A 12,152-nucleotide genomic window follows, 5' to 3' on the forward strand; every position below is an offset into this window, starting at 1 on the left:
CGCGCCATCTCCATGCGCGCGGGCACGCTCTCGACGGCGATGATCGTGGTGGCGCCCATCAGGCGTGCCCCGGCCGTGGCGCACAGGCCGATCGGCCCCTGGGCGAATACCGCCACCGTGTCGCCGATGCGGATGCGCCCGCTCTCCGCCCCGGAGAAGCCCGTGGACATGATATCCGGGCACATCAGCACCTGCTCGTCAGTCAGCCCGTCCGGCACCGGGGCGAGATTGGCCATCGCGTCGGGAACGCGCACGTATTCCGCCTGGCAGCCGTCGATGGTGTTGCCGAAGCGCCAGCCGCCCATCGCTTTCCATCCGTGCTTGGTGCCGGCCCCGTCCTGCGAATGGCAGCCGCACAGGCAGGCCTCGCTGTGCCCGCTCGGTGTGATGGCGCCGGCAATAACCCGCTGGCCCTCGCGGTAGCCCTGCACGGCCGAGCCGAGCTTCTCGATGATCCCGACCGGCTCATGGCCGATGGTCAGCCCTCGCGCCACCGGGTACTCGCCCCTGAGGATGTGGATGTCGGTGCCGCAGATTGTCGTGGTGGTGATGCGCACGAGCGCATCAAGGGAACCGATCTCCGGGATCGGCTTCTCATCCAGCACGATGCGTCCGGGCTCCACGAAGACGGCGGCTTTCATCCTGGGCATGGCACTCCTCCCCGGCTGATCCAGTCCAATTCTACCACGGGTCAGCGACGCGTCCGACATTTCCGGCCTGCCGGGCACCGGACGGGGAACGCCGGTCACGTCAGCCGGATTTCGTGTCCCCGGATTCGCCCGATGACCCGGTCTGCGGCTGCCCTGCCCCGCTACCAGCGCCCTGTCCTTGTACCTGGATGCGCCGGGAGCGCTCCTGCCGACCGGTCTTCGGCACGGTCACGGTCAGCACGCCGTTCTCGAAGCTGGCCCGGACCTGCTCCGAGTCGACAGTATAGGGCAGCCGCAGCGAGCGCTGAAACGTGCCGTAGGAGCGTTCGATGAAGTGGAAGTTCTCCTTGTCATCTTTGCGCTCGAACCTCTTCTCGCCGCGGATGGTGAGCACGTCGTCGTCGAGGCTCACATCGATGTCTTGCTCGGCGACGCCGGGTAGTTCCGCCGTGATGCGGAGCTCCTTGTCCGTCTCCGACACGTTCATGCTGGCGTTGACGAAGGTGCCGACATCGCCCTGGCCCTGACTGCCGGCGGCTGCGGGCAGGTTCGAGCCGCGGAAGACATCGTCGAAGAGGCGGTTCATCTCGCGATGAAGTGACAGGAAGGGATCGCCTGGAAACATGCCGCCACCGGGGTGGAAGGGAGTCATGGGATTGCGGGCCATTGTGGGTTCCTCATTCGACTTGGAATCCGGCGCGCCTTGATGGTCCTGCGCCGGAACGGCAACACAACTCGGATTAGACGGTGCGGGAGCAGCCACTTGGCGGCCTGACGAAGCAGGGAACCTCACGGCAACAAGCCGCGCCTGTATTTCGTTGCGGTCAAGCCGCGAAGGATTGGCCGCGTTGCTGCATCCAGAGCCTGTTCAGAAGGTCGACGTAGGGTTGTCGCCTCTCGCGATGCGCATCCCTGAGCTTATCACGAATGTGCTGCTTGAGGTCTTCGGCGGCCGCACTCCTGTCGACCTGCTCCAACTCGATCGCGTGCTCGAAGTCGATATTGCCGAGCGTCCGCTTGACCTCTTTCATCATCAGGCCCAAGCCGGGCGGGTCCACCCGGCTTGGGCCTGATGGCTGGCTTCGTCGGACATGATTTCCTCCATGGCGTGGAGACATGCTGGTTCGAATGCCTTGCCGGACAGGATCGCCGATTCGGCGCCAAGCGAAACCCCGTATTTTTACGTAGGGCCATGCCGTTTGCCCGCCGCTCTTCTCCCGGCATCGGATGCACGCCACTGGCATCAGGGCCAGCAATGGATCCATGCCCCGGCCGTGCAGCGGAGCCGCGTTCATCGTCTGCGGACCTCAGTCGCGCCATGGTGAACCTCCATGATGGGGAACAATCCGAGGGGAGATTGATCTGGCGCAAGGCGTGACCGGCCGATCGGTTGGACGATGACTTTCCCGGTCGGAGGAACGTGGGAGATCGTGCCGTGCTGCTCCAAGCCTCACTGCCGCGTCATGGACCGGGGTTGCCGATCGAGGTCGATCCCGGCCAGGGGCGCTCTACCGCGAGAACCCCTCCCAATCTCTCCCGCTTCATCTGGTGCGTCAGCGCCCGCGACCAGCTCGCGCTGGCCCTGCTGTCCGTCCTGGTCTTCACGGCTGGAGTTGCGCCGCTGGAGCTTCAGCGGCGGATCGTCAACGACGCCTTTGTCGGTGGGGCGTCCGGGCCGATCATCCGTCTTGCACTCGTGTATGCGGGTCTTGCCGTGCTGGCCGGGCTGCTGAAGCTTGGGCTGAACATCTACCGGGGCTACGTCGGCGAGAGTGCCACGCGCTGGCTCCGGACCGCCCTTCTGGACGACTTCCGCCAGATCAGGCCCGAGCTCTGCCAGGCCGCAACCGAAGGCGTCGAGGTTTCCCTGGTCGTCGACGAGGCGGACCCGATCGGGGGATTCGTGGGAACGAGCGTGTCCGAGCCTCTCCTCCAAGGCGGTCTGCTCATCGGCGTGCTGGCCTACATGGTCTACCTCCAGCCGCTGATGGCCCTGGTGGCCCTGGCCGTCTTCTCGCCGCAGCTTGTCTTTGTTCCCCTGATGCAGTCGGCCATCAACCGGCGGGTGGCCTACAGGATTGCCACGCTCCGCCAGGTCAGCGTCGGAATCATCGACCAACCCCGTGCAGGCGCGGCCACGGACAGCCCCCAGCAGGAGCACATCCAGCAGGTCTTCGCCGTCAACATGGGGGTCATCCGGTTGAAGTTCTCGATGAACTTCCTGATGAACCTGATGCACCACCTGGGAATCGCCGCCATTCTCGCGCTTGGCGGCTACTACGTCGTCAAGGGCACGGCTGAGGTCGGGACCATCGTCGCGTTCGTATCGGGACTGGGCCAATTAAACGAGCCATGGGGGGATCTGGTGAACTGGTTCCGCGATCTGAAGGTGACCCAGACGAAGTACGACCTGATCAGCCGTGCCGTCGAAAGCCTCCGCGCTTGACGAGCCCGGCCTTGGAATCTTTCGGCATGCACCCCCGGCCCGCAGGGCCGGCCATCTAGCCAGGTGCGCAACGGGATGAGTCCATGGAGTGACGTTCCCGCCGCCCTTAGTGCAGCAGCCTCCTCCTGCTTAGCCTGTCGGTTGAAACCCCGGCGCAGCACTCGCCACGGACCGCTATGCCAGCACACCTCGGTCCGAGTTCATCCCGTAGAACCAATTCGATATTATGGTCTCGGCTCAAGCTCCAGTTATTAGAGGGGATGGTCGTGGTGTCATGCCGACCCACCTGGACGCGAAGTCGTGGCCTCGGCACTGAGTGCAAGGGCGTGGCTTCACATCCGCCCAAGTGACTTGATCTGGATCAAGGCAGGCTTCCGGCGATGGGGAAGACTGGCAGGCGTGCGACGACCCTCTTCGGCAGGAGGCTGCCCTATGAGTCCCTCGCGTTTCCCTGCATCAGACCCGATCCTGGTTCCATTGCACCCGCACCAACCGGCCGGGATCCCATCCTCCAACCGGACACCGCCTCCGGCGCTCGCGAGCGGGGTCGTCCGCATCGGCGTCACCAAGGAGATCGTGCCCCTGCTGCGGGAGTTCGGAGCCGACCCCGACGCCGTGATCCGTCAGGCCGGCCTCGATCCGCGGCTGTTCGACGACGCGAACAACGTCATCCCCTATGCCGCCCTGGGTCATCTGGTCGCCCGCTGCGTCGCGCGCACGCGCTGCCCGCATTTCGGCCTGCTCGTCGGGCAGAGGGGATCCCTCTCGACCATCGGCCCGACGGGTGGCCTCCTGCAATTCTCGCCGAGCGTGGGCGAGGCCCTGTCGGCCCTCGTCGAGCACATGCATCTCCATAACCGGGGCGCCGCCCCTACGCTGACGGTCTCCGGCGAGGTGGCGATGCTGGGTTTTGCGATCTACCAGCCGGAGGTGGAGGGCGCGGAGCAAATCCTGGATGGGGCCATGGCCGTCGGGATGAACATGATGCGGGCGCTCTGCGGCTCCGACTGGGTGCCGGACGAGGTGCTGCTGCCGCGGCGGGCACCGGCCGATCCGGCACCGTACCGACGCTTCTTCCGGGCTCCCGTCCGCTTCGACCAGGAGGTCGCCGCCCTTGTCTTCCCGGTGCGCTGGCTCGAACACCGCATCGCCGGCGCGGACCCGATCTTTCGCGAGGTGTTCGAGGCCCGCGTCCGGGAACTCGAGGCGACAGCCGGAGACGGCTGGAAGGAGGACCTGCGCCGGCTGCTGCGGACCGAGCTCCTGACGAACCGATGCTCGGCCGAGACAGTCGCGGACCGGCTTGCCGTGCATAGCCGCACCCTGAGCCGGCATCTGCGTGCCGACGGGACGAGCTTCCGAAGACTGATCGACGAGGCCCGCTTCGAGATCGCGCGGCAGTTGCTGGCTAACGGCACGGCGCCGCTCGTCGAGATCGCCGCGGCGCTCGGGTATTCCGAGGCGAGCGCGTTCACGCGCGCCTTCCGCCGCTGGTCGGGCCGGACGCCCACCGCCTGGCGTGCGGAGCAACGCCCGGTCCAGGCCGCGCCCGAACCACGGTGGGAGGGCCGATTGTCCGAAAATGTCCGGCGACCGTCCTTCCCGGTCAGGCGGATCCCTGCCGAACGGGCATGATCCCCGTCCGAAGGCCTCATTCCCCGCCCCCTTGCAGAGGTCTTCGAACTCAGCCCCGTTCGGCCAGCCCGAACGGGGCTGAGTTCGTGGGTGGACCGTTCCGGCGAAGCCCGATGCCCGTCGACATTCGCCCCGGGGCCGGGCACCTCGCGCCAGCGTTGCCGCAAGGCAATCCGGCCGAGCGGCACTCCTTGTCGCGTGAAGCGAAGCGACTTTGACTGAAAATGTTCAGGCCACGTCCGGATCCGTCAAGCACGCCCCGGCCGATCATGGTCTCATCATCCCCGTAAGTCCGCCGGATCGACCGCATGGTCGAGCATCGGCGTCGGGTACTGACAACGGAGCCGGGCGGTCGAATCCGTTCGCTGGGACCGTTTCGAGGAGACCTTCCCATGTCCAACACCGCGAATATCGGCACGCCGGTTCCAGGGCGTGTGGACCAGACGCTTGAGCCGTTGCGCGTCAAATGGGGCTGGATCGTCGCGCTCGGCGCGGTCTTCCTGATCGCCGGCCTCATCGCCCTCGGCAGCGTGGTGATGGCGACCGTCGCCTCGGTCGCGGTCGTCGGCGCCATGATGCTGGTGAGCGGCATTGCCGAGATCGTCAACGCCTTCGGCGTGAAGACCTGGGGCAAGTTCTTCCTGTGGGCGTTGCTCGGCGCGCTCTATGTGGTCGCGGGCCTCGTGACCTTCCAGAACCCGCTCCTGGCCGCTTCGGTCCTGACGCTGATGCTCGGCGTGGCCCTGATCGTCTCGGGCGGCCTGCGCATCGTCTTGGCCATGCAGATGACCCAGGGAACCCCGTGGATCTGGGTCGCGCTGTCGGGTGTCATCACCGTGCTCGTGGGCGGCATGATCCTCGCCCATTGGCCGGTCTCCAGCCTGTTCGTGCTCGGCATCTTTCTCGGCATCGACCTGATCTTTGCCGGCATCGGCTGGATCGGCATGGGCCTGGCCCTGAAGCATCGGGCCTGACCCAGGCAGCCTCGGCACGAAGCGAATTCAAGAAGACAGACCGCAAAGGCGCTCAAGAAGCCTCTGGGGCAGTGGGGACATTCGCAGGAGGAACTCCACATGGCCAACGGCCACAAACCCGCCGGTCCGACCCGAAAGGGTGGCAGGCACGCCTCGCCCGCCGCGGCATCGCCCGAGGTTCCCCGTCTGGACCGCTTCGCCTTCACCATGGACGCGAAGACCGGCGAGATCATCCAGATCGAGGGCATCGATGCCACAGGGACGCGTCGCGTGCTCTCCAAGGACGAAGCAATCAGCCTGGCCCAGGCGAACGGCCGGGCCAAGCTGGAGGAGTTGCTCGAGCAGGTCTTCGAGGCCGGAATCGCCTGCGTGCTGGGAGGCGAAGACGAGCCTGACGACGGGAAGGAGGCCAAGGAGGATGCCGAACTCCGCCAGATCCTGCTCAAGCCGCTGATCGAGGAAAGCCCGGCTGCGCGCCTGATGCGGCGTGACGTGCTCGACCGGGCCATCGTGGACACATTGCTCCACCACAGTCTGAAGTCCCGCTCCAAGGGCCCCGATGGGGGGCATTCGAAGCAGCCGGACACGGATCGCGCCGCCCCCGAAGCAACCTGAAGAAACAGAGGAGACTATCATGGCTCTAAACGCCCGTGACGAGGACCTTGCGCGGGTCCTGATCGGCAGCCGCGTGCTGAAGCGTCAGCGCATGCGCCGCCTGTTGCTCGCCCATCTCCTGCGCGAGGGACGCGAGGACGACGACGAGGATATCGGCGACGAAGACGTCAGCGAGGAGGAAGGCGAGGACGGCGATGACATGGGTCGCATCCTGCGTCTGCCACTTGCCGCCCGTGCGCTGCGGAGGCGGCGGATGCGTCGGCTCCTGCTCGCCCACCTCGTGCGCGAGAAGCGCGGCGAGGAGGAGGATTTCGGTGAAGAGGACGAAGGCGAGAAAGGTGAGGAAAGTGGCGATGACGAGCGCCGCATCCTGCGCCTGCTGATCGCCAGCCGGTTCCTGCGGCGGCGGCGCATGCGTCGCGTGCTCCTCGCCCATCTCCTGCGCGAGAAACGGGGTGAGGACGAGGACGAGGATTTCGGAGAGGAGGACGAAGGCGAAGAGGGTGGCGGCGACGAACGCCGGCTGATGCGCCTTCTGGTCGGCAGCCAGATCCTGCGCCGCAAACGGGTGCGCCGCATGCTTCTCGCCCACCTCCTGCGCGAGAAACGCGAAGCGGCCTGACCGCCCGTCCGACGACGGTAGCGGCGCGGCGTGGGTGGGCCGGAGGCCAGTCCTCCGGCCCATTCCGCGCGCCGGATCCGCGCACTCTCCCGGCCCGGCGATCGATTGGCCCTGAGTGGCGCGTGCTGAACGAAGGCGAGGCCCGATGTCCGACGCAGTGCCGTTCACCCGCAGGGACAAGGCCATCTCCGGCCTCAAGCGCTTCGGGGTGATTTTTCTCTATCTCTGGGGCCTGTTGGCGATCTCGGCCCTGCACAAGTCGCTGGTCCTGGCGGAGAGCGGCATCCCTTACCGGCAGGGATTCGCGGTCGTGAATGCGCTCGTGCTGGCGAAGATACTGTTCGTCGCCGAGGAGCTGAAGGTCGGCGAGCGTTACGAGCGGGAGCCGCTGGTCTACGCGATGCTCTTCAAGGCCGCCGTGTACTCAATCCTGCTGGCGGCCTTTGAAGTTCTGGAAGGGATTGGAGTTGGGTACTTTCGCGGCAAGGATCTTGCCGAGAGCCTGTCCGACATCGGCGGCGGCACCCCGTTCGGCATTCTCACGACGATGTTGCTGCTGTTCTTCTCATTGCTTCCCTTCTTCGGTTTTCGAGAGCTCAGCCAGGTGGTTGGCGAGCCGGAGCTTCATCGCCTCCTGTTCGTCAAGCGAGCCCGGATGAGGCTCATCGACGAGGGCTGAGCGCGATGGCCGGACGGGACGCAGGAGCATGTGGCCGATGAGAGCGAGCCCTTCCTGAATGGCGGGCTGGTCATAGGGGACGAGGCATCTTCGGTGCGAAGGCGGTGGAGGCATGAGTGCGGGCGCCGGTTCCGTCAGAAGACTGAAGGCGATCCTCGTGATCGCAATCGCAATCGTGTGCCTTGGGCTCGGGGGCACCGGTTCGCCGTCGCGTCCCTCGGGCATGGTTGCCGAAGAACCGACCTCGGCGCCGGCTCCCGCCGCCGGCGCGACGAACGGTTCTCCTCTCGTGGGCCCCTCAGCGCATGGCCCGGAGCGGCACGCCCTGCCCTCCGGCGTCGCCAGCGCGGTCCAGTTCCTGAGCCGGGCCGGCGCCATGGTTCGGGCGCTGCCCGACTTCGGTTGGATGCTGGCCCGCATCCCGGACGAGGTCGCCCATTCCTCGCCCGAGCGGCCACCGGGACGGTATTGGCTCCTGCTCGGCGTGGCCGTCGTGGCTTCCCTCCTGGCCGAGGGAGCGACGCGCCACGGCGTGCGCTGGTTGAGCCGGGACTCCACCGGCGTGCCACCCGAAGTCGTTCCAATGGGCACGCTCGCCGCCGATGCCGCGCTCGATGCGCTCGCATGGGCCGTTCTGGCCGTCGTCGCCTATGCTGCAATCGCAAGGTGGTTTGCAGGCGGCGACTTCCAGAACCGCCTGGGGGTAACCGTCATGGAGATCCTCCTGTGGTGGCGCCTGATCGTTGCGGTCCTGATGGTGCTGTTCCGGCCGGCGCGGGCGCATCTTCGGATCGCCCGCATCAACGATCAGGATGCCCGATCGTTGTTCCGGACTTTCCAGGTGGCCGCGCTCGGAATCGTAGCCCTGCCGTTCTTGACCCGGCAGTTCACGGAACTCCAACCGGATCCGGAGGTCGTGTCGGCGGCCCGCCTCGTCCACGGCCTCGTGGTTTGGCTGCTGCTGGAAGGGTGCTTCATCGCGGCGCACGCTCCGCTGACACGCTGGTTCACGTCCAACGTCGCCAGCACCGGCGAGTCTCCCATCGGCTCCCTGCTGATCCGGCATTGGGCCGTGCTGAGCCAAGCATTCCTCATCCTCGTGATCGGGGCACAGGTCTATTCCGCCGTGACGGTCGACCCAGCGGCGGGCCGGACCGTCTACAAGACCCTCGTCTTCGGCTTGCTGCTCGTTTTGCTTGAGACAGTGCTGGCTTTCGCCATGCGCCGCGCCAAGGCCCGTGCCGAGCAGTCGCCGACCTTGCCGCTGAAACGGGCCATGGTCGTCCGTTCGGTCAGGGTCGCGGCGATTGTTCTCGCGGCCATGGTCGTCTGTCAGTCCTGGGCAGTGGACGTCCTGGGGCTTGTCGACGAAGCCAGATGGCAATCCTCGGTCAAGGCAACCACCCGGTCCGGGATCACCCTGTTCGTCGCCTATGTGGCCTACGAGATGATCGAGTACTATGCGGCCAAATTCCGGATGGATGTCTCACCCGGCATCGACCCGGCAAGCGGCGCAGGATCGCTCGCCTACAGCCGGGTCAGCACGCTCGTGCCGGTGCTGCGCATCGTGGCCCTGGTCTTCGTGGTCGGCGTTCCAATCTTCGTCGTCTTGACGGAGGCGGGCGTCAATGTGGCGCCGCTCCTGGCCGGAGCCTCGATCTTCGGCCTCGCCGTCTCGTTCGGCAGTCAGGCCCTCGTCAAGGACATTGTGTCCGGCATCTTCTACCTTGCCGATGACGCCTTCCGCATCGGCGAGAGCATCGAATGCCAGGCCGCCCAAGGCACGGTGGAAGGCTTCACCATCCGCTCGCTGCGCGTACGCAGCCGGAACGGCAACCTGCACGTCGTCCCCTACGGCGAGCTTGGCGCCATCACGAATACCAGCCGCGGCTTGAAGACGATTGACATTGACCTGAAGTTCGGCGCCGACACGGACCTGGAACGGGTCAAGTCCATCGTACGGGACATCGCCCGGTCGATTGAGGAAGACCCTGCCTGTCGGGAGAATGGTGACACGCGGCTTACGCTTCACGGCATCAGCGACATCGCCGGCGGGGCAATCGTGTTCCGGTTGAGCCTGTCGGCACGACCGGGCCACGCCGACGCGCTTCGCCGCGAAATCCTGACGCGCCTGTACACGCAGTTCCAGGAGTCCGGCGTCAAGCTCATGTAACGGAGGGCGTTACGTGATGAGCGCCGGTCGTGATGGGGTCGACTGCCCGCGTGAGAGCCTCCGACGTGATTGTGCTCCACATCACGCACGCCTGGCTAAACGTTCGCACCATGCAAGTCATCGAGGAGCTGCGGAAGGTCTCCTCCGGGTCAGGAACCGAGATTTCCTGCGATTTAGGAACGTCCGATCCGGTGAGGATTGCTGCCTTCAACCTTTGATCTCAGGCGAGCCAACCCCGGACCCGACATCGTTCTATGTCCCGGGCCAGCGATCAGGATGGACAGGAACGGTGTTGCAGGTGCCGAGGGCGCGTAGGCTGGCGTGAGCGGCTCGGCCGGACACGGCGCATCACTCATATCCCTAATTGTCAAGGAGGTGGCCGAACCGGTCAAGCAACGGCCCGCAATTCGCGCAAATATTCATCGCGATTAAGACGGAAGCCACGAGGCTGCGGCATGAGGCTGCTGAAGGAACCGCTGCTGCACTTCCTTATCCTCGGCGGTCTGCTGTTCGCCGCCCATGATGCGTTCGGCCCGAGGGAGGACAAAGCCGCCTCAACGACGGCCGTCAGGATCACCGCGGCCGATGCCGACTGGCTGAAGCAAATGTGGACACGCCAGTGGCGCCGCCCGCCAACGGACGAGGAGCTCGCACGCCTCGTTGCAGACCATCTCCGAGAGGAGGTGCTCGCCCGCGAGGCGAAGGCGCTCGAACTCGATATCGATGACACCGTGATTCGTCGCCGCCTGGCACAGAAGATGGCCTTCCTCCTCGACGGCACCATTCAGGTGGCTGAGCCTCCCGAAGCCGAGTTGCGCGCTCTCTACGAGCGGCGCCCGGATCTCGTGCGCACTCCGCCATTGGTGTCGTTCACACAGGTGTTTTTCCGCCGTGAGCACGGCGACGACCGCGTCGGCGCCACCCTCGCCGCTCTGTCAGCGGCGGCCGCGGCTCCGGAGGACCAGGGAGACGGCCTCCTGCTCGGCGACAGCTTCGTTGACCAGGACGAGCAGGCGCTCGGCAACCTGTTCGGCCTCTCGTTCGCGCGGAGCGTCCTCGGTTTTCCTCTCGGGCGCTGGTCGGGGCCTGTCGAGTCCAGCTACGGGCTGCACCTGATCAAGGTCACAGGGGTGTCGCCTTCCGAGGCGCGTCCCTTTGCCGAGGTCCGCGAGCGGCTCGTAGAGGAGTGGCGCCGCGAACGGCAGGAAGCGGCCCAGGTGCAGCTTCTCCAGGGGCTGATGGAGAAGTACCAGGTCTCGGTCGATCCGGCCGTACAACCGTTCCTGGGCTCTCTCGCTGATCAGGTGGAGGTCCGGCCATGAGATGGCCTCTGGTCCTTGCTGCCCTGGCTACTTTCCTGTTCCCGCTCGCCGCGCGGGCGCACGAGGTCCGGCCTGCCTACCTCGACCTGAACGAGTATCGGTCCGGCGAGTTCAGCGTGCTGTGGAAGACGCCGATGGCGGGCGAGATGCGCCTGGCGCTGGATCCCGCCTTCTCGGACCCGGTCGAGGTCCTGACCTCGGTTGCGGCCCGCAGAACGGGCGATGCCGCCGTGCAGACTTGGCGTCTGCGGGTAGACAGCCTGCGCGGCCACAACCTGCGAATCGAAGGCTTGGAGAGCACGCTCACGGACGTGCTCGTGCGCATCTCCTTCGCCGATGGCAGTACTTGGGTCGAGCGCCTCACGCCGCAGCGGCGGGAGGCTCTGATCCCAACTCGCCCGGGCGCCTGGAGCGCGGCGGGCACCTATCTCGGCCTCGGGATCAATCACATCCTCATGGGCGTCGACCATCTGCTGTTCGTGCTGGCTCTGCTGCTGCTCACGACTGGAACATGGCGGCTGGTGAAAACCGTGACCGCCTTCACCGTGGCGCACAGCGTCACGCTCGGGGTGGTGACGCTCGGAATCCTCCATGTGCCGCCTAGGCCCGTCGAGGCGGTGATCGCGCTCAGCATCGTGTTCGTGGCGGCCGAGATCCTGCGTTTCCGACAAGGACAGGTCGGACTGGCGGCACGCCTGCCGTGGATCGTCGCCTTCACCTTCGGCCTGCTGCATGGGTTCGGCTTCGCCGGGGCGCTGAGCGAGGTCGGCCTACCGGAAGGGCAGATTCCAGTGGCGCTCCTGTTCTTCAACCTCGGCGTCGAAGCCGGCCAGTTGCTGTTCATCGCGGGCATGCTGGCCCTCATCACCGTCGCGAAGCGCGTTCGGGCGGCGTGGCCCGCTTGGGCCGAGTTGGTGCCGCCCTACGCCATCGGCAGCATGGCGATGTTCTGGGTGATCCAGCGCGTGGCATTGCTCTAAACCGAGTACTGCGTTGGCTCGTGGCAGAAGGTCCGGTCACAGGGGTGAGCGAAGGG

The 12,152-nt window shown here is 66.1% G+C and carries 12 protein-coding genes; 9 read left to right on the forward strand and 3 right to left on the reverse strand.

Translation table 11 applies throughout. The features are described 5' to 3' along the window. The 3 genes from NF876_RS17770 to NF876_RS17780 form a co-directional block, all read right to left on the reverse strand. On the reverse strand, nucleotides 1-650 hold a 650-nt coding region (locus NF876_RS17770; RefSeq protein WP_262270115.1), incomplete at its 3' end, for an alcohol dehydrogenase catalytic domain-containing protein. A gap of 100 nt (nucleotides 651-750) precedes the next feature. Then, entirely contained in the window at nucleotides 751-1,317 is a 567-nt protein-coding gene (locus tag NF876_RS17775; protein ID WP_262265777.1) for an Hsp20/alpha crystallin family protein, read from the reverse strand. A gap of 157 nt (nucleotides 1,318-1,474) precedes the next feature. Beyond that, nucleotides 1,475-1,681 (reverse strand): hypothetical protein, encoded by a 207-nt coding sequence (locus NF876_RS17780; RefSeq protein WP_262270116.1) that lies wholly within the window; start codon nucleotides 1,679-1,681, stop codon nucleotides 1,475-1,477. 404 nt (nucleotides 1,682-2,085) lie between these two features. Between NF876_RS17780 and NF876_RS17785 the strand changes: the two genes are divergently transcribed. The 9 genes from NF876_RS17785 to NF876_RS17825 all read left to right on the forward strand — a co-directional run bounded on the left by NF876_RS17785 (nucleotide 2,086) and on the right by NF876_RS17825 (nucleotide 12,096). After that, nucleotides 2,086-3,096: an ABC transporter transmembrane domain-containing protein gene (locus NF876_RS17785; protein WP_262265775.1), complete on the forward strand. Its 1,011-nt coding sequence runs from the start codon at nucleotides 2,086-2,088 to the stop codon at nucleotides 3,094-3,096. A 432-nt stretch (nucleotides 3,097-3,528) separates the two neighbouring features. Next, nucleotides 3,529-4,731 carry an AraC family transcriptional regulator gene (locus tag NF876_RS17790; RefSeq protein ID WP_262265774.1) on the forward strand — a complete coding sequence of 401 codons (1,203 nt, stop codon included), beginning with the start codon at nucleotides 3,529-3,531 and terminating at the stop codon, nucleotides 4,729-4,731. 392 nt (nucleotides 4,732-5,123) lie between these two features. After that, entirely contained in the window at nucleotides 5,124-5,705 is a 582-nt protein-coding gene (locus NF876_RS17795; RefSeq protein ID WP_262265773.1) for an HdeD family acid-resistance protein, read from the forward strand. Nucleotides 5,706-5,804: 99 nt separating this feature from the next. Then, nucleotides 5,805-6,320 carry a hypothetical protein gene (locus NF876_RS17800; protein WP_262265772.1) on the forward strand — a complete coding sequence of 172 codons (516 nt, stop codon included), beginning with the start codon at nucleotides 5,805-5,807 and terminating at the stop codon, nucleotides 6,318-6,320. A gap of 19 nt (nucleotides 6,321-6,339) precedes the next feature. Further along, on the forward strand, nucleotides 6,340-6,942 hold the full coding sequence (locus tag NF876_RS17805; protein WP_262265771.1) for a hypothetical protein: 603 nt from the start codon (nucleotides 6,340-6,342) through the stop codon (nucleotides 6,940-6,942). A 145-nt stretch (nucleotides 6,943-7,087) separates the two neighbouring features. Next, nucleotides 7,088-7,621 carry a hypothetical protein gene (locus NF876_RS17810; RefSeq protein WP_262265770.1) on the forward strand — a complete coding sequence of 178 codons (534 nt, stop codon included), beginning with the start codon at nucleotides 7,088-7,090 and terminating at the stop codon, nucleotides 7,619-7,621. Between the two features lie 112 nt (nucleotides 7,622-7,733). Beyond that, nucleotides 7,734-9,794, forward strand: a complete 2,061-nt coding sequence (locus tag NF876_RS17815) for a mechanosensitive ion channel family protein (protein WP_262265769.1) — start codon at nucleotides 7,734-7,736, stop codon at nucleotides 9,792-9,794. Nucleotides 9,795-10,249: 455 nt separating this feature from the next. Continuing rightward, nucleotides 10,250-11,116, forward strand: coding sequence for a peptidylprolyl isomerase (locus tag NF876_RS17820; RefSeq protein ID WP_262265768.1), 867 nt, complete (start codon nucleotides 10,250-10,252; stop codon nucleotides 11,114-11,116). Next, the gene (locus NF876_RS17825) at nucleotides 11,113-12,096 is read left to right on the forward strand and encodes a HupE/UreJ family protein (RefSeq protein WP_262265767.1); all 984 of its coding nucleotides are present in this window, start codon (nucleotides 11,113-11,115) and stop codon (nucleotides 12,094-12,096) included. The genes NF876_RS17820 and NF876_RS17825 overlap by 4 nt, the downstream gene beginning before the upstream one ends. Nucleotides 12,097-12,152: the final 56 nt, after the last annotated feature.

The organism is Microvirga yunnanensis (assembly GCF_025460875.1).

Bases quoted from the DNA above. Each gene is read 5' to 3' on its own strand.
- NF876_RS17775 (WP_262265777.1), bottom strand. From the start codon at position 1,317: ATGGCCCGCAATCCCATGACTCCCTTCCACCCCGGTGGCGGCATGTTT.
- NF876_RS17780 (WP_262270116.1), bottom strand. From the start codon at position 1,681: ATGAAAGAGGTCAAGCGGACGCTCGGCAATATCGACTTCGAGCACGCG.
- NF876_RS17790 (WP_262265774.1), top strand. From the start codon at position 3,529: ATGAGTCCCTCGCGTTTCCCTGCATCAGACCCGATCCTGGTTCCATTG.
- NF876_RS17795 (WP_262265773.1), top strand. From the start codon at position 5,124: ATGTCCAACACCGCGAATATCGGCACGCCGGTTCCAGGGCGTGTGGAC.
- NF876_RS17800 (WP_262265772.1), top strand. From the start codon at position 5,805: ATGGCCAACGGCCACAAACCCGCCGGTCCGACCCGAAAGGGTGGCAGG.
- NF876_RS17805 (WP_262265771.1), top strand. From the start codon at position 6,340: ATGGCTCTAAACGCCCGTGACGAGGACCTTGCGCGGGTCCTGATCGGC.
- NF876_RS17810 (WP_262265770.1), top strand. From the start codon at position 7,088: ATGTCCGACGCAGTGCCGTTCACCCGCAGGGACAAGGCCATCTCCGGC.
- NF876_RS17815 (WP_262265769.1), top strand. From the start codon at position 7,734: ATGAGTGCGGGCGCCGGTTCCGTCAGAAGACTGAAGGCGATCCTCGTG.
- NF876_RS17820 (WP_262265768.1), top strand. From the start codon at position 10,250: ATGAGGCTGCTGAAGGAACCGCTGCTGCACTTCCTTATCCTCGGCGGT.
- NF876_RS17825 (WP_262265767.1), top strand. From the start codon at position 11,113: ATGAGATGGCCTCTGGTCCTTGCTGCCCTGGCTACTTTCCTGTTCCCG.